The organism is Amphritea sp. (assembly GCF_016744155.1).
In the GTDB taxonomy this organism is placed as follows: domain Bacteria; phylum Pseudomonadota; class Gammaproteobacteria; order Pseudomonadales; family Balneatricaceae; genus Amphritea.
Window position 1 is genome coordinate 91,175 of the sequence record NZ_JADGEW010000005.1, and the last position, 25,221, is coordinate 116,395.

Genomic DNA, 25,221 nt, shown 5'->3' on the forward strand with positions numbered 1-25,221 from the left:
GTTGACAGATCCTTCTGTCGTATTAAAATTAGGCCTTTAGAAAATCCTTATCTTTCGGCACTAACACAGGATAGACGCGGCGATGCAACAAAACCAGACTGAGACCAAACACGACTGGACAGAACAGGAAGTGCAGGCGTTATTTGATCTGCCATTTAATGATCTGTTATTTCAGGCGCAGGTTGTACATCGCCAGTTTTTCAATCCGAATGAAGTACAGGTTAGTACGTTGTTGTCGATCAAAACTGGTGCTTGCCCGGAAGATTGTAAATACTGCCCTCAGAGCGGTCACTACAATACCGGTCTTGAGAAAGAGCGGCTGATGCAGGTTGATGCCGTCATGGAGAAGGCTAAAAAAGCCAAAGAGACCGGGTCTACCCGTTTCTGCATGGGCGCTGCCTGGAAGCATCCGGCCGATAAAGATATGCCCTATGTGATCGAGATGGTCAAAGGTGTCAAAGCGTTGGGATTAGAAACCTGTATGACACTGGGCATGTTGGATGAGGGTAAAGCGGATCAGCTATCTGAGGCCGGGCTTGATTATTACAACCACAATCTTGATACCTCGCCAGAGTTCTACGGAAATATAATCACCACCCGTACCTACCAGGACCGCCTAGATACTCTGCACCATGTACGTGAATCTGGTATGAAGATTTGCTCCGGCGGCATTCTGGGCATGGGTGAAACTGCTACCGATCGCATCGGCTTGTTGCAACAGTTGGCTAATATGCCGAAACAGCCGGAAAGTGTACCGATCAACATGTTGGTAAAAGTAGCAGGAACGCCGATGGAAAACGTGGAGGATCTGGATCATCTTGAGTTCGTCCGCAATATTGCTGTTGCCCGGATTATGATGCCTCAATCCCACGTACGCTTATCTGCTGGTCGTGAAAGCATGAGTGATGAGATGCAGGCGCTAACCTTTTTGGCCGGCGCGAACTCAATTTTTTATGGCGAGTGTTTGTTGACGACGCCGAACCCTGAAACCCATCGTGATCTTCAGCTGTTTAAGCGTTTGGGTATTAATCCTGAGCAGCGTATCTCTGACGCTGATGAAACACAGGAACAGGCGATTTTCAGTGATCTGCAAAAGCAGAAAGACAGCACTGTTTTTTACGAAGTCTGATTCATCTTACCCGCCGGGCTGTCACTGATGGCCCATTAAAGGACCTGACCATGTCTTTTGATCAGCTGGGCGCTGAATTACAGGCGCGTAAAGAGCAGTCTCTGTATCGTCAGCGACGTATATTGCAAAGCCCGCAATCGCCAGAAGTGATTGTTGACGGCAAGGCCTGTCTGGCATTCTGTTCTAATGACTATCTGGGGTTGGCAAACCACCCTGATGTTATTGCCGCTTTGAAAAACGGCGCTGACCTCTATGGTGTCGGCGGTGGTGCCTCGCATCTGGTGAATGGCCATAGTCAGGCTCACCATGCGTTGGAGGAGGAGTTGGCGGAGTTTACCGGACGTCCACGGGCGCTGCTATTTTCAACCGGCTATATGGCTAATATAGGCGCAATTAACGCGCTGATAGATAAGCGCGATGCGGTATTTCAGGACAGAGTTAATCATGCTTCCCTGCTGGATGCAGGTTTACTCAGTGGGGCCCGTTTTCAGCGCTTTCTACATAACGATTCAGACAATCTCACCTCTCGCTTACAACGCACCGAAGCCCGTCGAAAATTAGTCGTCTGTGATGGCGTTTTCAGTATGGATGGTGACCTGGCTGAACTGCCAGCGATCTGTAAAACTGCCGCTGATCATAATGCCTGGGTGATGGTTGATGATGCCCACGGTTTAGGTTGTATCGGTAAGCAGGGCCGAGGCACGGTAGATCATTTCAGTCTTGGTAGCGACCAGGTTCAAGTCTTAATGGGTACCCTGGGTAAGGCCTTTGGTACTTCGGGTGCTTTTGTTGCCGGTTCTGAAGAGCTGATTGAAACTCTGGTGCAGCATGCTCGCACCTACATCTATACCACCAGTATGTCACCGGCCATTGCCGAAGCCACCCGAGCCAGCCTGAAGCTGGTGCAGCAGGACGAATGGCGCCGGGAAAAACTAAATCATCTGATTGTACGTTTCAGAAACGGCTGTGAGCAGTTGGGTCTGCCATTAATGGATTCACCGACACCCATTCAACCGATTATGGTGGGTGAGGCTGATCGGGCGATGGCTATCAGTGCTGCGCTTGAAGCAAAAGGGATTTTTATCGGCGCAATAAGACCGCCAACGGTACCCCAGGGGGCTGCCCGTTTGCGGGTAACGCTCAGCGCTACCCATACCGATGAACAGCTGGACCGTCTGCTAGATGCATTGTCGGTAGTGATGACTGAGGTGTTGGGGGGTGAGAGCGTCTGATGCTGTACTCTGAACAACATGGCAATCCCGAGGGAAAGCCGCTGGTGCTTATTCATGGTTGGGGTATGCACAGTGGCATCTGGCAAACGTTGATACCCGAGCTTGAAGCGGACTACCGAATTACACTCATCGATCTGCCGGGCCTGGGGCAGAGCGCTAATTTTTTACCCCAGCCTTATGACCTCGATGCTGTCATCCGATCGCTGGTGGAAGCGGCGCCTGAGTCTGCGCTCTGGCTGGGTTGGTCTCTTGGTGGCATCATCGCCATGGCATTTGCTCAACATTACCCTGAGAGAGTCTCAGGGCTGATTACGTTAGGCAGTAGTCCTTGCTTTGTTGAACGCAGCGATTGGTCGTACGGTATGGATGAAACGATTTACCGTCAGTTTGAAAATGATTTGGCAGGCTTTCCTGCTAAAACTCTGCAACGCTTTAATATGCTTCAGGTGAAAGGCAGTGCGGTCGCCCGATCAGATCTTAAGATTTTGAAAAAAATAATCTCTGAAGTTGATCCAACAACTCAGGGGTTAATCGACAGTTTGTCGTTACTACGCGGTGACTATCGGGATCTATATCGGAATTCTCAAGCGACTAGTCTCCACCTTCTCTGTGAACTGGATACTCTGGCGCCCGCAGCAATGGCTGATGCACTGAATCAGCTTCAGCCAACGGCACAGGTTCAGTTGTTGGCAGGTCAGTCCCATGTAGGGTTTCTTTCTGAGCCTACGGTGCTCGCTGATAAAATCCGGATACAGTATTGATGAGTGCTCAGTTTCTTAAACCGCAGATTGCTGAATCCTTTAGTCGGGCGGCGGTGAGTTATGACAGCGTTGCTCAACTACAGCGTAGAATTGGCCATAATCTATTGGAAAGTCTGGATCAAAGATCCGCTCCAGTAGTGATGGATCTTGGGTGTGGCACCGGTTATTTTGCGCCTTTGCTGATAGAGCAACTGCGGCCAGAGCAATTGATCTGTTTCGACCTGGCCCAGGGAATGCTGGAGTACGCCAGGCAGACCCGTGCCACGGCTAATACTTTATGGCTTTGCGGTGATGCAGAAAATATTCCTCTGGCAGATAGCTCCGTTGATTTGATCTTCTCTAGTTTGGCTATTCAGTGGTGTGAGAATCTGCCTTCTCTGTTCAGTGAGGTTGCCCGGGTGCTTAAGCCCGGAGGGCGTTTCTTGTTCAGTACCCTGGGCCCTGAAACGCTGTTTGAATTGCGAGATGCCTGGTCAGCGGTGGATAAGTTTCAGCATGTTAATCGTTTTATCAGCTTTGAAACCCTTCAGGCGCAGGCGACTGAGCACCTGCAAGAAGTTAGCCTGAGAGAGGGGCGTGAGGTACTGCTTTACGATCAGTTGCGTGAACTGACGACTGAATTGAAAGGGATAGGTGCGCATAATATCAGTGCCGGACGACAGAATGGATTGACTGGTAAAGCGCGGATCTCTGCTTTTAAACAGGCTTACGAACAATTTCGAGGGGCAGAGGGGAAGCTACCTGCAACCTATCAAGTTTTTTATGGTGACTATATAAATGGCTAAGCGTACCTTTTTCGTTGCAGGCACTGATACTGATGTGGGTAAAACGGTTGTATCAGCAGGGTTACTGGAAGCAGCAAATCAGCGCGGCTTATCAACCATTGCTCACAAACCGATTGCAGCGGGTTGTGAGCAGACGCCGGATGGTCTGCGTAATAGCGATGCCTTGTTGTTGCAGCAAACGTCGTCGATCTCGTTGCCCTATGAGCAGGTTAATCCGATCGCACTAGAGCCTGCTATTGCGCCTCATATTGCGGCAACTCAAGTTGGTCGTCGACTGGATGCTGATCGGATGGCTGCGCTATGTCGGGGGGTGATGATGCAATCGGCTGACTTTATGATAATTGAAGGAGCCGGTGGGTGGCGTGTTCCACTGAATAGTCGTCAGACGCTGGCAGATCTGCCAAAAATGTTGCGGACTCCGGTTATTCTTGTGGTGGGAATGAAACTGGGATGTATCAGTCATACATTGCTGACGGTCGAAGCGATTGTAAAAGACGGTTTGCGATTAGCTGGATGGGTGGCCAACCGGGCAGAACCTCAAATGAGTTGCTATAACGAGAACCTAGAAACCCTCAAGTCTATGCTTTCAGCACCGTTATTGGCTGAAATTCCCCATATTGAGGACTGTTCTGCTGTAAATGTGGCCAAATACATTGATTTGGAGTCGCTACTTAGTGGTCAATAAATGAACTGTTTTGCAGATTGCGCTATAATAGTCCCTAATAAGTTTTGTCTCTAAGTTCATATTGTTGAGTGTCTGTGACCTGAAATTTAGGTCAGTTTAAGAAAAGAAACAGGCAATCATGTAAGTAGCAGGTGTGTTTTATGAATGTTACATCAGCATTAAATACAGGTGTTTTGGGCATCAATCGGGGACTCGATGGTGTACAGAAAGCGGCGTCTGATATCGCCGGAGCAGGTAAAACTGATACACCTGAAGAAGGCACCGGTAAAGACCTGAATCAGGCCTTAGGTGAGCTCGCCGTTGAAAAGAATGCCGTTGCGGCATCCACTAAAGTGGTGCAGTCTGTGGATGAGACTTTAGGTACACTAATTGATATTCGTGCTTAGGGTACGGCTTTATCAGACTACTATTTCCAGGTAAGGAGTCGGAAGTAGCGTACAGGAGGTGAGAGTGATGCAGTTACAGATAACTGCCAATGCGCTTACTCTGAATACAAATGAGTCACTTAATACTGCTGGCCGGAACCAGCCCGCGGTATCAGGCACGGTATTACCTTCTTCACTATCCTCTTCTGAAATACTCCAGGCTTCTCCAGTGATAAAACCGGTTTCACCCTCCGGTGCTGGCGCATCAATAGACCCCTACACAGAAGAACAACAGCTCAGCCGCGATCAGCGTAGTGAGTCGAGAAAGTCATCCGAAACAAACCCTCAGAGTGAAGAGCAGCAGCTGATACGTGAACTGGCTGCTCGTGATCAGGAAGTGCGCCAGCATGAACTTAGTCACGCTGCTGCAGGTGGCCAGTATGCTGGAGCCCCTTCTTTTGAGTACGAACGAGGACCTGATGGTAGATTGTATGCCGTGGGTGGAGAGGTCAGCATCGATACCTCCCCCATACCTAACGACCCGGAAGCAACGTTAGAAAAAGCTGAAGTTATTCTCAGAGCAGCTCTGGCGGTGGCAGACCCTTCGCCACAGGATCGGGCGATCGCTGCCCGCGCGGCAGTGATGGCATCCGAAGCCCGCGCAGAGCTGGCGCAACAGAGTCGAGAATCGGATGAAAACGCCGGGACCCAAAGAGAGGCCGATCAGCTTCGTGAGACTCGTCGATCTGAAGAATTGCAGAGCAGGATAAAAGACCAGCAGGAAGAGAATGACTCACAGGCTGAAAAGCTCCAGGACTTCAGTCAGCAGCTGGAGGCGGTGAATGAAAAATTTGCTGAGATCAATCAGAAACTGATCGATGCCGGGGTGTTTAAGAAACTCTTCGCTGAAGGTTTTATCTTTGATGAGACGGTTTGAAAACAGAATCAGATTGTGAATTTTCTCGTGATTAAATTAACGTCTTATCTCAGTCAACTATATCTACTTTGTTCCAGTTGTACTTTCCCCAATAGACGATAAGAATGGTTCTTAACTCTCTGTTTAAGAGCTGCGGTAGAGCCTATTCGTCGCTAAACAGGAAATTTCCATGACCAAAATTAAAGTTACCTATTTTGATATGAATGGCGGGCGCGGAGAGCCTATTCGGCTGGTTTTACACTGCATGGGGCAGGATTTCGAGGATGACCGTTTCTCGTTCAATGAATTTGCTGAGGTGCGTAAGGGGACTCCGTTCGGCCAGGTCCCTGTTGTTGAGCTGGAGGGAGAGCAAATTACCCAATGTAACGCCCTGGGGCGCTATTTCGCTAAGCAGGCCTGTCTCTATCCAGAAGATGCTTATCAGGCACTATTGTGCGATGAGGTGATGGACGCCATTGAAGATGTTACTCATAAACTAGGCGGGACTCTTTTTTAGAAGGCGAAGCGTTAAAAAATGCCCGTGACCGGATAGTGGCAGGGCCGATCACTCAGATTCTCAAATGGCTGGATGCCCGTTTGGCAAAGCAGGGCGGTGAATACTTCGCGGATAACCGTTTAACTATTGCCGATCTGAAGGTATTCGTCTTCACCCAGTGGCTGTGCTCCGGTATGTTGGATCATATTCCTGCGTCACTGGTGCCGGACATGGCTCCAGCCTTGTTAACCCATCTCGAGCGGGTGGCGAATGATCCTAAGATAAAGTCGTATTATGAATAGAGTGCAACTTAGTCGCTCGTAGCTCGAATAAAATCAGGGCTTTTTTTGTTTTGGATTCAGTCTGTTTTTTGTCTGAACTGGCTGTCCAGGTCACTATTGATACCGTTTGAATGACTTCTTCATCTCATAGTGAGTAGCGGTTCAGGATACTCCTGTGTTTTTAGATGCTAACTTGCTAGTTAGCTATCAAGGCTAGTGACAGGGTCGTTGAGATAAGAGTTTACGGCCAATAAGTTAAGGTCCAAGGTGAAAGCCTGTATTTACCTTTAGGCCTTCATCACATTATCTATCTACAGGACGTATCGGTCTCTGTGATAAGGGGACATATGACGGATCAAAGTGTGCAGATGAGTCTTGGTAATCAGTTTCAAGGCTCGACGAAGATAGGGGGGAAAAGTGATAGATTCGCAGCATTCGCCCACTATTTTCTGGCAGCTATCGGTTTTACGATTTACGCTGATCAGGTTTGTCCGCTTTTAGAAACTTTGTCACCGTTTCTTCTTTTCGCACCCATAGCTTTGGCTTATCCACTCCGGGTGCTGTTGTTGGTCAGGCTTCAGAAATTACCTTACGAACGTCGGATTGTTCAGCAATTCAAGTTGGATATCGGTCTCTTTATCTCAGCGGGTATTGGTCTGGTCGTGACCAATTTAATTGCCTATGACTCCCTCTGGCACAGTAATGCAAAAGTTCTGGTCGGGATGGCGATGTTGGGTCTTTTTGTGGCTGTAGATCTGGCTTTAACAGCAGAGCGTCAGTTGATTCAAGAGCTGGTGCGTAAAAGATATGATCTGGAGTTAGGTCAGCATTTTGTCTCATTTGCTCAAAAATTTAACATGATGGCCATTGCGATTATTGTCAGCACCGCGTTGGTTCTTTTTTTAGTGGTCAACAAGGATTTGGACTGGCTGTTGACCGAAGGCATTCACAAGGGCGCAGATTCAGCTCGTAACAGTATTTTGCTGGAAGTACTGGTAGTTATGTTTGTTATATTGGCATACAGCATCCGTATTATTTTGTCCTACACAAAAAATCTGAAGATATATCTGACCCACGAAACCCAGGTTTTGACAGCAGCCGCTCAAGGAGATCTATCGGTTCGAGTTCCTATCGCCAGTCAGGATGAGTTTGGTCATATGGCTCAGGGGACAAATGCGGTGATCGGCCATCTGCAGGCATATCAGCAGGAACTTCTTACTACCCGGGATGTATCCATTCTTGCCTTGGCGTCGCTGGCAGAAACCCGTGACAATGAAACCGGGGCTCATATCCTCAGGACTCAGCGTTATGTGAAAGTGCTGGCGGAGCATTTAAGCCACCATCATGACTTTGTCTCTGAGTTAACGAGTCAAACCATTGAGCTGATGTATAAATCAGCCCCGCTACACGATGTTGGCAAGGTTGGTATACCGGACAGTATTTTGTTAAAGCCCGGAAAACTGACGGATGCAGAGTTTGAGGTAATGAAAACCCATGCACAGTTGGGTGCCGATGCGTTGTTAGTGGCAGAAGGGCAGATGGGTTCTAATTACTTTCTCTGCTTTGCCCGTGAAATAGCCCTGACTCATCATGAGAAATGGGATGGTTCTGGTTACCCCCGAGGTCTCAAAGGCGATGAAATACCACTGTCAGGCCGCCTGATGGCATTGGCTGATGTCTACGATGCTTTGCTGAGTAAGCGAATCTACAAGCCCGCATTTTCTCATGAAAAAGCGAAAAGCATTATTCTTGAGGGGTCAGGTAGTCACTTCGATTCTCGCGTTGTCGACGCATTTGTTGCCTGCGAACAGGTGTTTATCGGGATTGAACAGCAATTTAAAGACGAAGAGGGGGTGGGTTAGTTATCGTAGCTCGAACGTCATCGAAAACGTGACTTTCTTGTGGTTCGGTAGGACGGGAAGAAAGGTTTTGTCTTGCTGCTAAGCGTATCTTTGTGGCTGCTGGTGGTTAGAGGATTTGTCCTATGAACAGCTAACTGTTGTATCGCTGTATCAACGCATAGAGCGCTATGCAGATAAAGATTCCAAGCAGGGGCAGAAGCACATAATCGAGATAGCCAACAAACGAGGCCAAGCCTATTGCGCTGAGCAAAATCACCAGAATGGGGGTGAAGCAGCAAATGGCGGCAATAACTGTTCCGATGACGCCGGTCTTGAGTAATGATTTAGGCATTCTGTTTTTCCTTATCTGCTTACTTTGAACAGCAGCTTGTTCCTTCCTGTATTGGAGGGCATGGCGTTGTGCCATAAGAACAATAAACGCAGCAATCGCCCTTTAGCGGCTTAAGAAGAACGCCGCACCCTTCGCATTCATAGAACCATTGGCAGGCATCGGTTGGCATTATTTCAGTTTTTGAGTGATCACACTGCGGACAGTTGATAGTTGACTCTAAAATTATATTTCCCATGACTACTCTCCTCTAAGGGAATCTAACCGACTAGATGATGCGGTGTAGGTAAGCCCCAAGCTACAAACATGAGTATAAACTCCGTACCATGGTACGGAATCAAGTGAGAATTACTTATCTCGAGAGATGGCTTCAATAATGGGGCAAGTAGAATTGCCATTGTTGCTTTCACAGGAAGCAATAAGTGTTTCGAGGGTTGTTGCAATAGATTGAAGGTCTTTGATCTTACCCGTTACATCGTCAAGCTTGCAGGACGCCAGTTGTCTGGTTTCATCACAATTCATCTCTTCCAGAGAGAGTAGTGTTTTAATTTCGGCAAGGTTGAATCCAAGTTGCTTTGCTCGTTGAATAAATCTAAGTTGCTGGAGGTCTTCATGGGTGTATGAACGATAGCCAATAGCTGGTTTTGGAGGCTGAGGTATGAGTCCTATGCGTTGATAGTACCTGATAGTTTCAACGCCGACTCCCGCATCTCTTGCAGCGGCACTGATTGTAAATTTGGCCATTGGCTTCATATATCACATGTGGTTTGGTAGTGGATTCACTACCAACTATAACCGTGATTAGCCGTTATAGAGAATTAGGTCGTTATTTAACCGTTTTGCTTTTTCTAACAACGAGCAAGTCGAGAAGCGGCGTTTTAGCCACTTATTCTTTCTCTAGTCCCCAACGCCCGCCTCTTTCTGCAGAATCTAGGATCAGTCTTGCATTGTGTCCGTTGTGATAAAAAGTACAAAGATAGGGATGTAGAAATGATGAAGGCGTATAGAAGCCAATGCTGGAGCAGAAATGAGTGATTACTTAGGTCAATTATAAACCGGCCAATTTGAAAGGCTGAAAAATGCAAGATCTGCCCCTTTCCCTTTCTTCGCTGAAGGTTTTATCTTTGATGAGATGGTTTGAAAACAGAATCAGATTGTGGATTTTCTCGCGATTAAATGTATGTCTTATCTCAGTCAACTATATCTACTTTGTGCCAGCTGTACTTTCCCCAATAGACTATAAGAGTGGTTCTCATCTCTTTATTTAAGAGCTGCGTAGAACTACCCGGCTAGATCCCTGTTGCTGAGATAGAGGGGGAGAAAATCATCCATTGTGGCGCTCTGGGGCGTTATGTCGGCAACTATTAGCCTTAATTATTCAATTGGTTGTAGTGAGGTTTCTGGTTTTAAGTCTATTGCAGTTAGCTTGTTGATGATTGGTTCCAGCTGTATATGATCTGGCTGTTGCTTTGCAAAAACGGCATAAACTGAACGACTGACAGGCTTTATCTCTTTAAGTACAAATAATGATTTCTCATCTAAATATGTTTGTACTAGTGCTTTGGGTAAAAAGGCTGCACCTCCATTTGTGAGAATGAATTCCAAAGCAATTTGACTTTGTTCAGTGTGAAGAATAGGTGCTACAGGTTTTTTGAAAAGCTTTGCGTGCTTTAGGTTGAAAGCAGTCCCCCAGTCAACAAAGACATAGCCAACGGTGTTGATATCTTGAAATCTTAGATCGTCTTTGTGTGATACAAGAATAAGCTCAATAGAGCCAATTTTTTTTGAAGATAGCTCACTCATATTTGCCGAATCTAGAACAATTGCGATATCCAAACGTTTAGATATAAGTGCCCTGATCAGTTCTAGATGTGAATTGATTTGAGTCCGGATGGACATTAGCGGAAATGACTCAGCTAACTTGGGTATTGCTGATTGTAGAAAAGTACCCCATAAGTTCGATATTCCTCCTAGAACAAGTTGTTTTTCTTGCTCTTCTGGAATGCCGATATCTTGTAGTGCCACTTGCCATGAAGCAATAATGTTCTCTGCATGAGGAATTAGACGCTCTCCTGCTGATGTAAGCATTATGTTATTTCTCTGGCGAGAGAACAGTGTCACTCCAACAAGATCCTCAAGCTGCTTGATTCTGAAGCTAACAGCGGATTGAGTTAGGTAAAGGTTTTCTGAAGCTTTTCCGAAATGCCTAGTCTTAGACACCTCAAGAAACGTTCTAAGCAGGTTTATATCCATTTCACATCGATAAAAAATTTTGATTAAGGTGAGAAGAAAAGATCATTTTACATGATTAATAAGCACCATAATAATTCACTTGGACTCTGTTATCTATCTGCGTTGAAAATGAAGGGGGAGCTCTACTAGATAGAGCGTTTTTTTTTATTCTAAATGCTTGTAAATTAAAGAGTTTAACTTTTATTTAAAGAAATTAAAAAATTATCTGAACTGCTTAAATGAATGTTTTTCTGGTGCTTCATTATTGGAGTCGTATCTCACCAGAAATAGACACTACGTTGTTTTCCATTCATGAAACCGTTTGCAGAGGGCATTCTGTCACTAGTGTAAAGGCTTATAAGCTGGCTGGTAGAAATAGTGACTCATATGCTTTCTGTAATGTATTGAACAAGTATCAGAAGGTTAGTCTTAAAATGTCTTATTCCATCGAAAGTTTGAGTTTAAATGCTGTAAGTCCCCCCGATGAGCGTCGATCCATATGACTTTAAACGATTTGTCTGCATCTGAGAACGCTTAGGCTTATCGGCTTCCCCGACAATTACCGGAAGGGGCTGGCGGATAGCTGAGGTTGTGATTTAGAAACTTATGACTGACTAAAAATGACACGTTTGTGCTTTTCTGAGGGCAAGTATATGAATGGAAAAATGGCTGATGAAGCAGGCTGGGAGCTAGAACAAAATCTCCCGCATATAAAGAAGCGTAACTCAAAACATCAGAAAAACCCGAAGGAAGAGCTTGGGGATTGGGATGAGGAAGATATACCACAAAGAACTAAACAAAAAGGGCGGATGAAAGATATTGAAGAGCGGCTTGAGCGCAAGCTGCTTTATAAGAATATAGAGTGGACCTTTGATGACTAACTAGGTGCATTTTCATTGGATAAGGATAGCGAAGACGATCAGTAAAACTGTTCGTTATTAGTCAAAAAAACTTGTTTTACTTGATTGGGTTAACAGCCAATAATTAACAGGCTTTCTTATCCTGTCATTAAATTTCATGCGGTTTACAAGAATATATTGTTTTTAACGCACCCCATTGGTTTTGCCTTTGGGGTATTTTTTTATGCTTGGGTCTTAATATGGTTAAACATGAAGAGCTTGAAGGTTATGTATCTCAGATACATTCAGCAGAGCAGTCTCCAGCGGATATTTTTGTACAGGCCATTGAGCACCTAGAGCCATCCGAACTGAGCCTTCTATTAGAGGCCTTGCCTATTGATGAACGCTGTCAAAGGTGGATGCAGATACCCGAGGAGCTAAAGGCTCAGGTACTGGTAGGTATGCGTTACCAAGCTCGAGATGTGGTCATCTCTTTTCTGAGTTCAGAAAGCTTAAATATGTTGCTCACAGGTTTGGATGCTGAAAGCTTGATTGAGCTTTCAGATAACCTGACTGATGACCTCATTAATACAGCTTTTAGGTCTTTAAGCCTTAAAGAAAAAGAGTTATATCGTGATGCCAGTCGATTTGATCCAACTGCGATAGGTCGTTATGTCGACCATCAAATTATTACAGTACCACCAAATTCTAAGTTAAAGGATGTGATGCTAGCTATCAGGCGAAGCGGTGTAGAGTTTATTGACCATATTTATGTAGTTGATCGGTTAGGGATGTATATAGGGCTACTTAACTTAAGTTATATTTTTTCTGAAACGGATGAAAAAACCTTCATCAGAGGAATGATTGATAGCCAGGTGCAAGCGGTAAAGGCTGATACCTTGTTAATGGAGGCTGCTGATGAACTTGAGCATTCCGGTCTAGATTCGCTGCCAGTGGTAGATGAATATAACCGGTTAGTCGGCAGAATTACGCAACGTACCGCTCTATGGATCCAGAAAGAGGCTCTAGAGTCGAGGCTCATGGCGCAAGCAGGATTGAAAGAATCAGCAGATCTGTTTGTTCCAGTTTGGCGAGGGGCGAGTAGCAGAGCTGTTTGGCTGGGCATCAACTTGTTAACAGCCTTCTTAGCTTCATGGACTATTGGTTTGTTTGAGAGTGTCTTAAGTCAGGTTGTTGCACTTGCTGTTCTTATGCCTGTAGTTGCATCAATGGGAGGTATTTCAGGAACTCAGACTTTAACATTAATCATCAGAGGTATAGCGACTGGACAAGTAACGTTTGCTAATGCCTTAGCGCTGGCTAAACAGGAGCTAGGTATCGCTGTGATTAATGGAGTTGGGTGGTCTGTTTTGATAGCAGTTATCACCTACTACTGGTTTGGAAGTCTAGTGATTGGAGTGACAATCGCTATTGCTGTTTTATTGAATATTGTGATTGCTGCATTGTCGGGAGTTTATATCCCAGTGGTTCTGGACCGTTTAAAAATTGATCCAGCGCTGTCTGGCGCAGTTATTTTAACCACGGTTACCGATGTATTTGGTTTTCTGACATTTTTAGGATTGGGCACCTTGTGGCTGGTTTAGGTGGCTTATATGAACTCGAGAAAAGTGGAACGCTTGACTCTGATGTACAGGTGACTCATTCCCTGGATGTCACTAATTTGTCTATTAAACAGCGGCTAATGGAACTCTAAACTTCAGGCTCAGCGCTGTATATACGGCTCGTTTACCTGGCGTTAAATGAATAGCTGATTACTGCTTATCACTAAGACACGAGCTATAACTAAAATATTACACGCTATCTGAGCTTTCAGACGGCGGTATAGATTTACAAAGGATTCAACATGAAAATCGCTATTCTTTCTCGAAATAAAAACCTTTATTCTACCCGCCGTCTGAAAGAGGCTGGTGAAGCGCGTGGGCATGAAGTTGATATTATTGATACGCTTCATTGCTATATGGATATAACACGTAGTCGTCCAGCGGTCAGGTATCACGGAGAAGCGCTTCCATATTATGACGCGGTTATTCCAAGAATTGGTGCATCGATTACTTTTTACGGTACTGCTGTTGTTCGTCAATTTGAAGTAATGGGTACCTTTGCAGTCAACGAATCAGTAGCTATTAGCCGTTCACGGGACAAGTTGCGTTCATTGCAACTGTTATCACGGAGTGATGTTGGGTTGCCCCGAACAGGTTTCGCCAACAAGCCAGATAACATCAAAGACCTTATTAAAAATGTCGGTGGGGCTCCGGTCGTCATTAAGCTTCTTGAAGGAACTCAAGGCATAGGTGTAGTGCTGGCTGAAAATAGTAAGGCTGCAGAAAGTGTCATTGAGGCGTTCATGGGATTAAAAGCCAATATTCTAGTGCAGGAATATATTGAAGAGGCAGGCGGTGCTGATATTCGCTGCTTCGTAGTTGGTAACAAAGTTGTTGCGGCAATGAAGCGTCAAGGTGCCGAAGGGGAATTTCGCTCAAACTTACATCGAGGCGGGTCCGCTAAAGTCGTTCGACTCTCTAAAGAAGAGCGTGCAACTGCGGTTAATGCGGCAAAAATTATGGGCTTAAATGTATGTGGGGTTGATCTTTTACAATCTAAAAATGGACCGGTGGTTATGGAAGTTAACTCCTCTCCCGGGCTCGAAGGTATTGAAACTGCAACTAAAAAAGATGTTGCTGGACTGATATATGACTTTATTGAAGCGAAAGCTACGGCGAAGCCTAATATGAATCGTACTCGTGGCAAAGGCTAGTTCCGGGCGGAATGGGAATAACTCATGAATACTGACAATCTTACTATTGGCGGTATCACCATAAAACCCGGTGAGACCAAACAGATTGAAATGCCCGTTGCTAAGCTTTATACAGATACGGATATTTGTATTCCCGTACATGTAATGCGCAGCAAGAAACCAGGGCCTACTGTTTTTGTTTCAGCAGCTATTCACGGTGATGAATTAAATGGCATAGAGATCATTCGACGGTTAATACAATCGAAATCATTAAAAATTAGTAGCGGAACCTTGATTCTGGTGCCTATGGTTAATGTATACGGGGTGCTTAATCAAAGTAGGTATATGCCAGATAGGCGAGACCTAAACCGAAGTTTTCCTGGTTCTGCGCAAGGCTCTTTAGCTGGGCGTGTGGCGGACAAGTTCTTAGCTGAAATTGTTAGGCGCTGTGATTACGGGATTGATCTTCATACCGGTGCAATACATCGCTCCAACCTGCCTCAGGTAAGAGCAAATTTGAATGATCCTGAGACCCGATCACTTGCCGAAGCTTTTGGTGTGCCTGTGTTGTTAAATGCAGACCTTAGGGATGGCTCTTTACGCCAGGCTGCTGTTGAGTCCGATACCCGGATACTACTTTATGAAGCAGGCCAGGCGCTTAGGTTTGACGAAGTATCAATACGCGCAGGCGTAAGGGGTATTTTAAATGTCATCACCCACTTAGGTTTAGTTCGGCGCAAATCTCGACGAAAAGCGGTCACGCCTTACATTGCTAATAACAGCTCTTGGGTAAGGGCTAACTCCAGCGGTATAGTGCATAACCTGAAAAACTTGGGAGATCAGGTCCAGAAGGGAACGCCGCTAGCGGAGATTGGCAGCCCTTTTGGTGAAATTCTTAGTACTATTACGGCAAACAAATCTGGGATTATTATTGGCAAACAAAATATCCCTTTAGTACAGGAAGGTGATGCGATGTTTCATATTGCCTTTTTCTCAGAGTCTGATGCAGAAATTGCTGAGAATATTGGGGTTATGCAGGAAACCTTCACTCCGAGCGATGAAGATACCTTAGGTGATACTTTATAAACATTAGATCGGCAACCAACCCAATTTACATAAGAATCATATGACCATGAATAATAAAATGATCATCGGCAATATTGAGAATTGCGACCTTCCTGATCTGGGCATTTTTGACCTACAAGTGCGTATTGATACAGGTGCAAAAACTTCATCGCTTCACGTTGATAATTTATCCCGCTACAAGAAGGCAGGTAAGCCTTGGGTTAAGTTTGAGATTCACCCAAATATTCATAAAGTGGCTGAAGTGGTCGAATGTAATGCCCCTATTCAGGATATTAGGCGAATAAAGTCTTCGAATGGCACAGTGGAAGAGCGTTATGTTATTAAAACAATGGTGTCATTGGGTCAAGAATCGTGGTCGATAGAGATAACACTGACAGATCGCTCAGATATGAGTTATTTAATGTTGTTTGGTCGGGAAGGGATGGGTGACAAGGTTCTGGTAGACCCATCGGCAACATTTTTATTAACTGACTATAGTTGATAGCAGCACATATGGCTGATTTTGAGCCATATAGTTATATTGTGTGATTGAGGATATCACTCTTTTTCATGTACTTATAAAGAGAGAGGATGAACTGATAACTTACCCCAATACATTGATTTTACAAAAAGGGTAATTAAGAACCCAAAAGAGCATAAATTGCTTCAACCGATAGCTGATGTGATCGTTGATTGAAACGGTAATGTCTGTACTGATTGTTGTAGATTTAATAGCTAGAGACAAATCTTATACTTCAGAACAGTAAACTATTCAGGGCTCTTGCGCTTCGCTTTTTCGAGCAACGAGCAACGAGCAACGAGCAACGAGCAACGAGCAAGCCGCGAAGCAGCGTTTTAGCCACTTATTCTTTCTCTAGTCCCCAACCTCCGCCTCTTTCTGCAGAATCTAGGATCAGTCTTGCATTGTGTCCGTTGTGATGAAAAGTATAAAGATAGAGATGTAGCGATGATGAAGGCGTATAGAAGCCAATGCTAGGACAAATGAATAACGAAAAGTTATAGCAGCTGGCGCAACGATTTCGCGACTGGGAAATACAGCCCAGCGGCACGAAGGCTATCTCACAGCGGATTTGACTTTAGATGGTATCGACATTAATGAGGTTAGCTCTAAGACCTTTGAGGCCGGTGCTGTATTTGTCGGTGAGTGCATAATGTGACAGGTCACTTAGATGGGCAAGATTATCATTGGGCGTGGACCAGTAGCTTTGGTGCGGGGGAGATGTGCAACTGAACACACTGCGGGTTTAGGTAAGAAGAATAGTAGTATACGCTCGCATATTTAAGCTCTATATTCTCTGCTTTATCAAACGAGCAGCAGTATTTTAAAAGGTGATTAATTTATGAAGTTTAAGATGGCTAAAGGGTCGTTGTTCGCAGTGTTATTGCGATCCACTTGGTGGTATAGCGTACTCATTGGTTTATTCATTTTATTGATCAGTTTGGCTGCAACAGATGCGCAATATGTGACTGTGAGCATTGTCGCTTCAATGCCGTTTTTTGTAATAGGCGGTTTCGCTGGATTTAAGCAATTGCAGCAACCTTCACATAAACGGGTGTTGGAAGTATCTCAGCAAGCGAGAAATATGTCGGCAGGGGATATCTCTGAAAAAATAGCGGCTAACTATATAAAAAGCGGTTACCAGTCGAGTGCGTTTAAAGGTAATGGTGCGGATTTAGAGCTCGTCCGGGGTCATCGAAAGCTGTTGTTGTGCAGTAAGCGATTTAAAGCGGCGAATACGGGAATAGAGCCGTTGAAGCTGTTAGTGGCAGCAGGTGAAACAACAGAGGCAATAGGCTACCTTTACTTAACGCTGGGTGACGTTTCAGCCTCTGCACACAATTATGCTCAAAAGAATAACATCGAGATAATTCAGTCAAGCAGACTCGCGATGTTGTTTGATGGCAAGGCGAAGATTAACTGAATTTACTTATTCAGGTAATTCAAAACCAATTTTGTAAAAACCGTAGCCTTCTCAGCATGTGGCCAATGCCCTGCTTCTCTTATTAGCCGGTAATCCGCCTTTGGAAACAGTTTTAGTATCTGGTCGCGGTAATCGGTGGTGATGTAGTCTGAATTTTCGCCTTTGATAAACAGCATCGGATTTTCGAACGCGGGGCCTGTCGGTGCTTTGCTGATCTCATCGTAGCAGGCTTCCAGTACTGGCAAGTTCATTCGCCAGGCGAAGTCTTTTGCTTCAGTGCGATAAAGGTTAGTAAGCAGAAACTGCCTGACACTGAGCTCCTCTACATGCTGACTTAGTTGTTTGTCAGCATCGCCACGGGATTTTAGGTTGTTTAGATCGACGGCGTTGAGACCGGTAAAAACATCACCGTGATGATTGGGGTACTGAACGGGGGCGATATCCACAATGATTAGCTTCCTGACCCGCTGGGGATTGTTCATCGCCAGTTGCATGGCGACTTTGCCGCCCATGGAGTGACCCAGGATATGGGCGCTGTCCAGATTGTGCTGGTCCATCAGCTCAATAATGTTATCGGCCATCAGAGGATAACTGGTTCTGTTTGTATGGGGAGAGCGGCCATGGTTGGGCAGATCGATGGCGTAGACAGTAAAGTGATCTGCCAGGGCTTTGATTTGACCACTCCAGTTTGACTGGGTGCCAAACAGACCGTGCATGATGATCAGTGGGGCTCCGCTACCGGAGATCTGTACATTCAGTTGCATTATTTCTCTCCATAAAAAAGACCGGGGCGTTAACGCTACCGGCCTTTATTTGATCATATCAAATCTTTTCAGATGAAGTGCTTACAGAAGGTCTAGCAGCTCTACATCAAATACTAGCGTAGCGTATGGAGGGATGCCGCCTGGAGAGCCCTGTGCGCCGTATGCTAGCTGATATGGAACTGTCAGACGCCACTTGGCACCTTTAGTCATCAGCTGAAGAGCTTCTGTCCAGCCAGCGATTACGCCGCCAACAGGAAATTCAGCAGGCTGGCCACGGTCATAAGAGCTATCGAATACTTTACCGTCGGTGAATGTACCGTGGTAATGAGTACGTACAGTCGATTCAGGTGTTGGGCTTTCGCCGCCTTCTTCGCCGGCATTGATGATTTCGTACTGCAGGCCAGAATCGGTAACGAATACTTCTTCACGCTGAGCGTTCTTTTCCAGGAACATCTCACCTTCAGCGGCTGCTTCTTTCGCCAGCTTTTCAGCCTGCTCTTGCATGCGGCCCTGAATTTCGTTGAATGCAGCTTGGATCTTATCGCCTTCAATACTCAGCTCTGCGCCTGCAAAAGATTCTCTGATGCCTGCGACGACAGCTTCCAGCTCTACGCCTTCAAAGCTTTGAGTTGCCAAGTGATCGCCCATTTGACGGCCGATACCGTAGCTGGCGATCTGTTCAGTTGTTTCAAATTTTATTTCAGACATGATTACTCTGTCGTTTCGGTTTTAAGAACGGCGAAGCCTATCATATTCCCTTACTCTTTAACAAAAAGAAGCGGGTCTACACGGGTGTTATTCAGGCTAACGCTCCAGTGAAGGTGGGGGCCTGTCACCCGGCCTGTCTTACCGATAGCGCCAATGCGGTCTCCCGTGTTGAGCTGGTCGCCGATCTTTACATCGATCTTGCTCATGTGACAGTACATAGTCGTTAGGCCATAACCGTGATCAATAATCACGGTGTTGCCGTTAAAAAAGTACTCTCCAACGGCGACGACTTTGCCCGGGGAGGGAGTATTAATCGCACCGCCTTGTCCCCCTGCTATATCCAAACCGCTGTGTGGATTACGAGGTTGCTCATTGAAAAAACGTTTGAGTCCGAAGGGGCTGCTAAAGCGACCACTGGCGGGAAGATTGAAGTTAAGGCTTTCGATCTTTGGGCTGGTCCAGGATGTGAATGCTGTAACCATTTCATTCTTTTCCCGTTTATAACGTTCCAGGTCTTGCGTGTTTGGGTTCACATGACGTTTATTGGTGACCGTGAGTCGTTGCTCTTCGTAAGTTTTATCTTTAATGCGGAAAGGGAAGCGCTGGCCATCGGCTTTCATTAGTTGCTCGGCTGAGGCTTTAGCAGATAACGGAATGCCGATGATCGCTAGCCAGGGAGATTGTTGCGCATACTCGGTATTCTGGCTGGATACGACCATTACCCGGTTGCCGCGATACCAGGCTGAGGGGGCGGTCTTAGTGTTAAGCCCGGTTAGAGATATCATAGCGATACCTCCAGGTACCCGTGATTCTTCCGGAAGTTCAAAGGCAAAAGCGTTGATACTGATAATCAGACTGAATACTAAAATGGCGAGGCGCATGGGATTTCCTTAGTCCTTTATAATTTTTGTGACCCGGCTAACAAAACGGCCGTTACTGAGTCGGGTTTCAACGCTATCTTCGGGTGATAACAGGGTAATGTCCTGTACCACTTTGCCTTGCTGATCCTGAACAATAGCGTAACCCCTGTCTAGGGTTGCCAGCGGACTGACGCTGTTGAGCGTCGCGGCCATGCCGGATAATCTGAGGCTGTTCTGCTTCAGGATCGATTGAATCAGTGTATGCAGCCGCTTCTCTAGTTCTGTAGTTCTCTGTATTGCTGTATCAATGCGAGGTGCTGGGGCACACCGCAGATAACGTTGCTGAACGCCGTTGAGGCGGACTTTTTGTTGCAAGACTGACGTTTTGACTGCTCTTTGCATCCGCAGTTCCAGGTCATCCAGTTTTTGTGCCTGCTCTTTCAGTTTGTCTCCGGGATGGCGGAGCATTGCTCGGGTCCATTCTAATTTTTGCAAGCGCTGGGTCTGGCTGCGATGCCAGGCCCGTTCGAGCCGTTGCTGAAGTTGATTCAGACGTATCAGTATCTGTTGCTGGTCTGGGCTGATGAGTTCTGCGGCCGCCGAGGGTGTCGGGGCTCTCAGGTCAGCAACAAAGTCGGCAATAGAGACATCGACTTCGTGTCCTACGGCACTGATGATTGGAATCTCGCTGTGGAAAATGCTCTGGGCAACGATCTCTTCGTTAAAAGGCCAGAGGTCTTCAAGTGAGCCGCCGCCACGACCGACAATCAGAACGTCGCATCGGCCATCCTCATTGGCCAGTCGAATCGCATTGGCGATCTGTCCAGCGGCTTCTGTGCCCTGTACTGCGGTAGGGAACAGAGTAACCGGCAGCGATGGGAAGCGTCGTTTAAGGACGGTCAGAATGTCGTGAACCGCGGCACCGGTGGCTGAAGTAATAATGCCAAGGTGTCGAGGTGTTTCTGGGATCGGCTTTTTAAAAGCAGGATCGAACAGGCCTTGCTGTTGGAGTTTGTATTTCAGCTCGTCGTAGGCTTTTTGTAGTGAGCCAACGCCGCTGTCTTCCATAAAGTCGCAGATTAGCTGGTAGTCACCTCGACCAGGGTAGAGGCTGACTTTTGCCCGAACGATCACCTGATCGCCATTCTTCGGTTGATATTTCAGATACTGATTACGATTGCGGAACATGGCGCAACGTACCTGAGCATCACTGTCTTTCAGGGTGAAATACCAGTGCCCGGAGCTGGGACGGACGACATTTGACAGTTCACCTTCTACATGGATGGTGAGAAAAGAGCTTTCCAGCAGAGATTTAACCTGGCGGTTGAGTTCGCTGACGCTGAAGGCCTTGCTGTCCGGTCTGTGTTCGGTCATGTTTTGGGGCTTACTTTAGGGCTTAGAATACGATTGCATAGAGGTATCTTAAACTAACCGATCATCGCTTTGTAACCTGCGTTTGGCAGAATTGGTAAATAGATTAAAAATGGTTGGAATTTACCGGTGATCTGAGCGAACTTCCTGCGTTTTAGCATGCTCTCTGGATACTGTTTGGTAGTAGAGAGAGTGGTTGGAATTTATTCACATTATCTCGACGGATTTTGATTGTCGATAGTTCGACAAAAGGCTATAATCCCGCGTCTTATTTTTTTAGACATTACAGGCAGTCTCACTCATGTTGCGAATCGCTGAAGAAGCCCTTACTTTTGACGATGTTCTACTGGTTCCCGGTTACTCCGAGGTCTTACCTAAAGACGTATCGCTGAAGACACGCCTGACTAAAGGCATTGAGTTGAACATCCCTCTGGTCTCCGCTGCAATGGATACTGTTACTGAATCCGGTCTGGCCATCGCTATGGCTCAGGAAGGTGGTATCGGTATTATCCATAAGAATCTGACCGTCCAAGAACAAGCTGAACAGGTTCGCCTGGTGAAGAAGTATGAGGCAGGTGTTGTCAGTGACCCTGTGACTTGTAGTCCTGATACGTCCGTCGGTGAATTGAATGCCATGTCGGCTCATCTTGGCTTTTCTGGTTTTCCTGTTATTGATAATGGTGAATTGGTCGGTATCGTTACCGGTCGTGATGCTCGTTTCGAAAAGAAACTTGATGCGTCTGTTGCCTCTATCATGACCACTAAAGAGCGTTTGGTGACAGTCGTTGAAGGCGCTGATCCTGATGATGTACGTAATCTGTTACGCAAACACCGTATTGAAAAAATTCTGGTCGTCGATGATGCCTTCCGTCTGCGCGGTATGATGACCGTAAAAGATATGAACAAAGCCTCGACCCATCCTATCGCGGCAAAAGACAGTAAAGGTCAGCTGCTGGTTGGCGCTGCTGTCGGTACCGGTGCTGAAACTGCTGAGCGTGTTGATGCGCTGGTTAAAGCGGGTGTTGATGTCATTATTGTTGATACAGCACATGGTCACTCTAAAGGTGTTATCGATCGTGTTGCCTGGGTGAAGTCTACTTATCCACAAGTTCAGGTCATTGGCGGTAATATCGCCACGGCAGGTGCGGCGATTGCGCTGGCTGAAGCGGGAGCTGATGGTGTTAAAGTGGGTATCGGTCCAGGTTCTATCTGTACGACTCGTATTGTTGCAGGTGTTGGTGTTCCGCAAATCAGTGCAGTTGCAAACGTTGCTGCGGCATTAGAAAAATATGGCGTACCTTGTATCGCTGATGGCGGTGTACGTTTCTCCGGTGACCTGTCTAAAGCGATCGTTGCGGGTGCTTCAGCTGTGATGATTGGTTCTATGCTGGCGGGTACCGACGAGGCGCCTGGTGAAGTTGAGCTGTTCCAGGGTCGTGCGTATAAGTCTTACCGCGGTATGGGTTCTCTTGGAGCGATGGCTCAGAGTTCTGGTTCATCTGACCGTTACTTTCAGGATGCTTCTCAGGGTGCTGAGAAGCTGGTTCCTGAAGGTATCGAGGGTCGTGTCGCTTGTAAAGGTCCGATGGGTGGTGTTGTTCACCAGCTAGTCGGCGGTCTGCGTTCATCCATGGGTTATACCGGTAGCCCGGATATCACGACTATGCGTACCGTACCTGAGTTTGTTCGTATCACTAGTGCCGGTATGGCAGAAAGCCATGTGCACGATGTAAGTATTACCAAAGAAGCGCCAAACTATCGCGTTGGATAATCGCTTCTTAATAGATAAAACAGGTGGGATGGCTTCGGCCCTCCCACTTTTTCTTTTTTAACACGCTGCTAATACAGCCAATCGCCAGAGAAGCCTGAACGGGTATTGGCGATGATTTCGGAGTCATCGAAATGTCTAAAGATATTCATGCTCAACGAATTCTGATTCTGGATTTCGGTTCTCAGTACACTCAATTGATCGCCCGTCGTGTACGTGAGATCGGAGTTTACTGTGAGATCTTTCCATGGGATGTGGAAGATTCAGCTATTCGTGAATTCAGCCCTAAGGGTATTATTCTGGCCGGTGGCCCGGAGTCCGTTACTGAAGGTGACTCACCTCGTGCGCCTGAGATTGTGTTTGATCTTGAAGTGCCTCTGTTGGGTATCTGCTACGGTATGCAAACCATGGCTGAGCAGTTGGGCGGGACGGTTGTAACTTCAGATAAGCGTGAATTTGGTTATGCAAAGGTGCGGTTGGAGGATAGCCCTAGCCGTTTGTTGGAAGGTATTGAAGATCACATTGCTAACAATGGTTCCCTGCTGTTGGATGTGTGGATGAGCCATGGTGATAAGGTCGGTACTCTGCCAGAAGGTTTTGGCATTATCGCCAGTACTGAAAGCGCGCCAATTGCGGCTATGTGTCATCCAGGTAAGGGCTACTACGGTGTTCAGTTTCACCCAGAAGTAACCCACACCAAGCAAGGCGGACGTATTCTTGAGCGTTTCGTGCGTGAAATCAGTGGTTGTGATGCCCTGTGGACCGCCGAAAATATTATTGCTGATCTGATCGAAAAAGTGCAAAAGCAAGTCGGTAGTCAGAAAGTTCTGCTGGGTCTTTCAGGTGGTGTGGATTCATCTGTTGTGGCTGCGCTACTTCATAAAGCGATAGGTGATCAGCTGACCTGTGTGTTTGTTGATAACGGTCTGCTGCGTAAGAATGAAGGCGATCAGGTAATGGAGATGTTCGCGAATAACATGGGTGTTACTGTTATTCGATCTGACTCACAAGACCTGTTCCTGGGTCGCTTGAAGGGCGAAAGTGATCCTGAAGCTAAGCGCAAGATTATCGGCAACTCCTTTATCGAAGTATTTGATGAAGAAGCAACCAAGTTGCAGGATGTAAACTTCCTGGCGCAGGGAACTATCTATCCCGATGTTATTGAGTCTGCAGGTGCGAAAACCGGTAAGGCACATGTGATTAAGTCCCATCATAATGTCGGTGGTTTGCCGGATGACATGAAGATGGATCTGGTTGAACCGCTGCGTGAGTTGTTTAAGGACGAAGTGCGTAAGATCGGTCTGGAACTAGGCCTGCCTTACGATATGGTTTATCGTCATCCGTTCCCAGGGCCGGGTTTGGGTGTGCGTATTCTGGGTGAAGTTAAGAAAGAATATGCTGATATTCTGCGTGATGCAGACGCAATTTTCTTAGAAGAGCTGCACCGTGCTGATTGGTATCACAAGACTAGCCAGTCTTTTGCGGTATTCCTGCCGGTCAAATCTGTTGGTGTGGTCGGTGACGGACGTCGCTATGAATATGTAATTGCTTTGCGTGCTGTTGAAACTATCGATTTCATGACCGCTCGCTGGGCTCACCTACCTTATGAGTTGCTGGAAACAGTCTCTGGTCGGATTATCAATGAGATTCCTCATGTATCACGGGTAACTTACGATGTAAGTTCTAAGCCACCTGCGACTATTGAGTGGGAATAACTCTCCCTAACTTGATCGAAAAGCCCGCTTCTGCGGGCTTTTTTTATATTGAAGATTATGGCTCGAGAAGGTGATAAGGTTCTACCCCTCCAATCAACACGATGACTAGATTGATAAGTTAATACATAATAAATTTGCATGATTTTACGCTTTCTATACTACTGTTTTCAGTGCGGCGCGATGGTAGTAAGGCATGATTGAAATAGTTTGGAGTGCTAGCTGAAACAGAGCAGCAGTGAGTTGATATGATGAAGAATAAAACTGAAATGGGGTAACTCTAAGTGCAGATGATTGAAGAAGAAAAGCTTGAGTGCTTAGAAGCGCTTAGGAAGGTTAAGGTAATGTGCGCAGGATCTGGTTT

The 25,221-nt window shown here is 46.3% G+C and carries 27 protein-coding genes; 19 read left to right on the top strand and 8 right to left on the bottom strand.

Features of this window, described 5'->3' with window-relative positions:
• Window positions 1–82 precede the first annotated feature (82 nt).
• From bioB to QZZ54_RS06360, 10 genes are all read left to right on the top strand, one after another.
• Window positions 83–1,129 (top strand): biotin synthase BioB, encoded by a 1,047-nt coding sequence (gene bioB, locus QZZ54_RS06315; RefSeq protein WP_290700403.1) that lies wholly within the window; start codon window positions 83–85, stop codon window positions 1,127–1,129.
• Window positions 1,130–1,179: 50 nt separating this feature from the next.
• On the top strand, window positions 1,180–2,361 hold the full coding sequence (gene bioF / locus QZZ54_RS06320; RefSeq protein WP_290700405.1) for an 8-amino-7-oxononanoate synthase: 1,182 nt from the start codon (window positions 1,180–1,182) through the stop codon (window positions 2,359–2,361).
• Window positions 2,361–3,122, top strand: a complete 762-nt coding sequence (locus QZZ54_RS06325) for an alpha/beta fold hydrolase (protein ID WP_290700408.1) — start codon at window positions 2,361–2,363, stop codon at window positions 3,120–3,122. The genes bioF and QZZ54_RS06325 overlap by 1 nt, the downstream gene beginning before the upstream one ends.
• A complete protein-coding gene (gene bioC / locus QZZ54_RS06330; protein WP_290700410.1) occupies window positions 3,122–3,907 on the top strand; it encodes a malonyl-ACP O-methyltransferase BioC in 786 nt (261 codons plus the stop codon). Before QZZ54_RS06325 ends, bioC begins: the two co-directional genes overlap by 1 nt.
• Complete coding sequence (gene bioD, locus QZZ54_RS06335) at window positions 3,900–4,592, top strand: dethiobiotin synthase (RefSeq protein WP_290700413.1); 693 nt, start codon at window positions 3,900–3,902, stop codon at window positions 4,590–4,592. The genes bioC and bioD overlap by 8 nt, the downstream gene beginning before the upstream one ends.
• A gap of 140 nt (window positions 4,593–4,732) precedes the next feature.
• Window positions 4,733–4,978, top strand: coding sequence for a hypothetical protein (locus QZZ54_RS06340; protein WP_290700415.1), 246 nt, complete (start codon window positions 4,733–4,735; stop codon window positions 4,976–4,978).
• 67 nt (window positions 4,979–5,045) lie between these two features.
• On the top strand, window positions 5,046–5,894 hold the full coding sequence (locus QZZ54_RS06345; protein ID WP_290700417.1) for a putative metalloprotease CJM1_0395 family protein: 849 nt from the start codon (window positions 5,046–5,048) through the stop codon (window positions 5,892–5,894).
• A 169-nt stretch (window positions 5,895–6,063) separates the two neighbouring features.
• Window positions 6,064–6,390 carry a glutathione S-transferase N-terminal domain-containing protein gene (locus QZZ54_RS06350; protein ID WP_290700419.1) on the top strand — a complete coding sequence of 109 codons (327 nt, stop codon included), beginning with the start codon at window positions 6,064–6,066 and terminating at the stop codon, window positions 6,388–6,390.
• Window positions 6,391–6,425: 35 nt separating this feature from the next.
• On the top strand, window positions 6,426–6,671 hold the full coding sequence (locus QZZ54_RS06355; protein WP_290700422.1) for a glutathione S-transferase family protein: 246 nt from the start codon (window positions 6,426–6,428) through the stop codon (window positions 6,669–6,671).
• 326 nt (window positions 6,672–6,997) lie between these two features.
• Window positions 6,998–8,512, top strand: coding sequence for an HD domain-containing phosphohydrolase (locus tag QZZ54_RS06360; protein WP_290700425.1), 1,515 nt, complete (start codon window positions 6,998–7,000; stop codon window positions 8,510–8,512).
• A 130-nt stretch (window positions 8,513–8,642) separates the two neighbouring features.
• Here QZZ54_RS06360 and merF read toward each other — a convergent pair whose 3' ends face one another.
• The 4 genes from merF to QZZ54_RS06380 all read right to left on the bottom strand — a co-directional run bounded on the left by merF (window position 8,643) and on the right by QZZ54_RS06380 (window position 11,093).
• The gene (gene merF, locus QZZ54_RS06365) at window positions 8,643–8,843 is read right to left on the bottom strand and encodes a mercury resistance system transport protein MerF (RefSeq protein ID WP_290700428.1); all 201 of its coding nucleotides are present in this window, start codon (window positions 8,841–8,843) and stop codon (window positions 8,643–8,645) included.
• Window positions 8,844–8,862: 19 nt separating this feature from the next.
• Window positions 8,863–9,078, bottom strand: coding sequence for a GDCCVxC domain-containing (seleno)protein (locus QZZ54_RS06370; protein WP_290700431.1), 216 nt, complete (start codon window positions 9,076–9,078; stop codon window positions 8,863–8,865).
• A gap of 110 nt (window positions 9,079–9,188) precedes the next feature.
• Entirely contained in the window at window positions 9,189–9,584 is a 396-nt protein-coding gene (locus QZZ54_RS06375; RefSeq protein WP_290700435.1) for a MerR family transcriptional regulator, read from the bottom strand.
• A 630-nt stretch (window positions 9,585–10,214) separates the two neighbouring features.
• On the bottom strand, window positions 10,215–11,093 hold the full coding sequence (locus tag QZZ54_RS06380; protein ID WP_290700438.1) for a LysR family transcriptional regulator: 879 nt from the start codon (window positions 11,091–11,093) through the stop codon (window positions 10,215–10,217).
• 218 nt (window positions 11,094–11,311) lie between these two features.
• On the opposite strand from QZZ54_RS06380, the gene QZZ54_RS19175 reads away from it, so the two are divergent.
• The 7 genes from QZZ54_RS19175 (at window position 11,312) to QZZ54_RS06410 (ending at window position 17,674) form a co-directional block, all read left to right on the top strand.
• Window positions 11,312–11,575, top strand: a complete 264-nt coding sequence (locus tag QZZ54_RS19175) for a hypothetical protein (RefSeq protein ID WP_366645185.1) — start codon at window positions 11,312–11,314, stop codon at window positions 11,573–11,575.
• Window positions 11,576–11,725: 150 nt separating this feature from the next.
• The gene (locus QZZ54_RS06385) at window positions 11,726–11,953 is read left to right on the top strand and encodes a hypothetical protein (protein ID WP_290700441.1); all 228 of its coding nucleotides are present in this window, start codon (window positions 11,726–11,728) and stop codon (window positions 11,951–11,953) included.
• Between the two features lie 218 nt (window positions 11,954–12,171).
• Entirely contained in the window at window positions 12,172–13,515 is a 1,344-nt protein-coding gene (locus tag QZZ54_RS06390) for a magnesium transporter (RefSeq protein WP_290700443.1), read from the top strand.
• Window positions 13,516–13,775: 260 nt separating this feature from the next.
• Window positions 13,776–14,687, top strand: coding sequence for a 30S ribosomal protein S6--L-glutamate ligase (gene rimK, locus QZZ54_RS06395; protein ID WP_290700446.1), 912 nt, complete (start codon window positions 13,776–13,778; stop codon window positions 14,685–14,687).
• Between the two features lie 24 nt (window positions 14,688–14,711).
• Entirely contained in the window at window positions 14,712–15,752 is a 1,041-nt protein-coding gene (locus tag QZZ54_RS06400) for a succinylglutamate desuccinylase/aspartoacylase family protein (RefSeq protein WP_290700449.1), read from the top strand.
• A 46-nt stretch (window positions 15,753–15,798) separates the two neighbouring features.
• On the top strand, window positions 15,799–16,233 hold the full coding sequence (locus tag QZZ54_RS06405; RefSeq protein ID WP_290700452.1) for an ATP-dependent zinc protease: 435 nt from the start codon (window positions 15,799–15,801) through the stop codon (window positions 16,231–16,233).
• Window positions 16,234–17,092: 859 nt separating this feature from the next.
• Window positions 17,093–17,674: a restriction endonuclease gene (locus QZZ54_RS06410; RefSeq protein ID WP_290700455.1), complete on the top strand. Its 582-nt coding sequence runs from the start codon at window positions 17,093–17,095 to the stop codon at window positions 17,672–17,674.
• 2 nt (window positions 17,675–17,676) lie between these two features.
• Here the strand turns inward: QZZ54_RS06410 and QZZ54_RS06415 are convergent, their stop codons facing one another.
• The 4 genes from QZZ54_RS06415 to xseA all read right to left on the bottom strand — a co-directional run bounded on the left by QZZ54_RS06415 (window position 17,677) and on the right by xseA (window position 21,380).
• On the bottom strand, window positions 17,677–18,438 hold the full coding sequence (locus tag QZZ54_RS06415) for an alpha/beta fold hydrolase (protein ID WP_290700457.1): 762 nt from the start codon (window positions 18,436–18,438) through the stop codon (window positions 17,677–17,679).
• A gap of 81 nt (window positions 18,439–18,519) precedes the next feature.
• Window positions 18,520–19,146 carry an FKBP-type peptidyl-prolyl cis-trans isomerase gene (locus tag QZZ54_RS06420; RefSeq protein WP_290700460.1) on the bottom strand — a complete coding sequence of 209 codons (627 nt, stop codon included), beginning with the start codon at window positions 19,144–19,146 and terminating at the stop codon, window positions 18,520–18,522.
• Between the two features lie 50 nt (window positions 19,147–19,196).
• On the bottom strand, window positions 19,197–20,027 hold the full coding sequence (locus QZZ54_RS06425) for a peptidoglycan DD-metalloendopeptidase family protein (protein ID WP_290700463.1): 831 nt from the start codon (window positions 20,025–20,027) through the stop codon (window positions 19,197–19,199).
• A 9-nt stretch (window positions 20,028–20,036) separates the two neighbouring features.
• Window positions 20,037–21,380, bottom strand: coding sequence for an exodeoxyribonuclease VII large subunit (gene xseA / locus QZZ54_RS06430; RefSeq protein WP_290700465.1), 1,344 nt, complete (start codon window positions 21,378–21,380; stop codon window positions 20,037–20,039).
• A 298-nt stretch (window positions 21,381–21,678) separates the two neighbouring features.
• Between xseA and guaB the strand changes: the two genes are divergently transcribed.
• Both guaB and guaA read left to right on the top strand, forming a co-directional pair.
• Window positions 21,679–23,148 (top strand): IMP dehydrogenase, encoded by a 1,470-nt coding sequence (guaB, locus tag QZZ54_RS06435; RefSeq protein ID WP_290700467.1) that lies wholly within the window; start codon window positions 21,679–21,681, stop codon window positions 23,146–23,148.
• 131 nt (window positions 23,149–23,279) lie between these two features.
• On the top strand, window positions 23,280–24,860 hold the full coding sequence (gene guaA, locus QZZ54_RS06440; RefSeq protein WP_290700468.1) for a glutamine-hydrolyzing GMP synthase: 1,581 nt from the start codon (window positions 23,280–23,282) through the stop codon (window positions 24,858–24,860).
• The last annotated feature ends 361 nt before the right edge of the window (window positions 24,861–25,221 follow it).

Coding starts and splice junctions, on each gene's coding strand:
- bioB (WP_290700403.1), top strand. CDS start 83: ATGCAACAAAACCAGACTGAGACCAAACACGACTGGACAGAACAGGAA.
- bioF (WP_290700405.1), top strand. CDS start 1,180: ATGTCTTTTGATCAGCTGGGCGCTGAATTACAGGCGCGTAAAGAGCAG.
- QZZ54_RS06325 (WP_290700408.1), top strand. CDS start 2,361: ATGCTGTACTCTGAACAACATGGCAATCCCGAGGGAAAGCCGCTGGTG.
- bioC (WP_290700410.1), top strand. CDS start 3,122: ATGAGTGCTCAGTTTCTTAAACCGCAGATTGCTGAATCCTTTAGTCGG.
- bioD (WP_290700413.1), top strand. CDS start 3,900: ATGGCTAAGCGTACCTTTTTCGTTGCAGGCACTGATACTGATGTGGGT.
- QZZ54_RS06340 (WP_290700415.1), top strand. CDS start 4,733: ATGAATGTTACATCAGCATTAAATACAGGTGTTTTGGGCATCAATCGG.
- QZZ54_RS06345 (WP_290700417.1), top strand. CDS start 5,046: ATGCAGTTACAGATAACTGCCAATGCGCTTACTCTGAATACAAATGAG.
- QZZ54_RS06350 (WP_290700419.1), top strand. CDS start 6,064: ATGACCAAAATTAAAGTTACCTATTTTGATATGAATGGCGGGCGCGGA.
- QZZ54_RS06360 (WP_290700425.1), top strand. CDS start 6,998: ATGACGGATCAAAGTGTGCAGATGAGTCTTGGTAATCAGTTTCAAGGC.
- merF (WP_290700428.1), bottom strand. CDS start 8,843: ATGCCTAAATCATTACTCAAGACCGGCGTCATCGGAACAGTTATTGCC.
- QZZ54_RS06370 (WP_290700431.1), bottom strand. CDS start 9,078: ATGGGAAATATAATTTTAGAGTCAACTATCAACTGTCCGCAGTGTGAT.
- QZZ54_RS06375 (WP_290700435.1), bottom strand. CDS start 9,584: ATGGCCAAATTTACAATCAGTGCCGCTGCAAGAGATGCGGGAGTCGGC.
- QZZ54_RS06380 (WP_290700438.1), bottom strand. CDS start 11,093: ATGGATATAAACCTGCTTAGAACGTTTCTTGAGGTGTCTAAGACTAGG.
- QZZ54_RS19175 (WP_366645185.1), top strand. CDS start 11,312: ATGAATGTTTTTCTGGTGCTTCATTATTGGAGTCGTATCTCACCAGAA.
- QZZ54_RS06385 (WP_290700441.1), top strand. CDS start 11,726: ATGAATGGAAAAATGGCTGATGAAGCAGGCTGGGAGCTAGAACAAAAT.
- QZZ54_RS06390 (WP_290700443.1), top strand. CDS start 12,172: ATGGTTAAACATGAAGAGCTTGAAGGTTATGTATCTCAGATACATTCA.
- rimK (WP_290700446.1), top strand. CDS start 13,776: ATGAAAATCGCTATTCTTTCTCGAAATAAAAACCTTTATTCTACCCGC.
- QZZ54_RS06400 (WP_290700449.1), top strand. CDS start 14,712: ATGAATACTGACAATCTTACTATTGGCGGTATCACCATAAAACCCGGT.
- QZZ54_RS06405 (WP_290700452.1), top strand. CDS start 15,799: ATGAATAATAAAATGATCATCGGCAATATTGAGAATTGCGACCTTCCT.
- QZZ54_RS06410 (WP_290700455.1), top strand. CDS start 17,093: ATGAAGTTTAAGATGGCTAAAGGGTCGTTGTTCGCAGTGTTATTGCGA.
- QZZ54_RS06415 (WP_290700457.1), bottom strand. CDS start 18,438: ATGCAACTGAATGTACAGATCTCCGGTAGCGGAGCCCCACTGATCATC.
- QZZ54_RS06420 (WP_290700460.1), bottom strand. CDS start 19,146: ATGTCTGAAATAAAATTTGAAACAACTGAACAGATCGCCAGCTACGGT.
- QZZ54_RS06425 (WP_290700463.1), bottom strand. CDS start 20,027: ATGCGCCTCGCCATTTTAGTATTCAGTCTGATTATCAGTATCAACGCT.
- xseA (WP_290700465.1), bottom strand. CDS start 21,380: ATGACCGAACACAGACCGGACAGCAAGGCCTTCAGCGTCAGCGAACTC.
- guaB (WP_290700467.1), top strand. CDS start 21,679: ATGTTGCGAATCGCTGAAGAAGCCCTTACTTTTGACGATGTTCTACTG.
- guaA (WP_290700468.1), top strand. CDS start 23,280: ATGTCTAAAGATATTCATGCTCAACGAATTCTGATTCTGGATTTCGGT.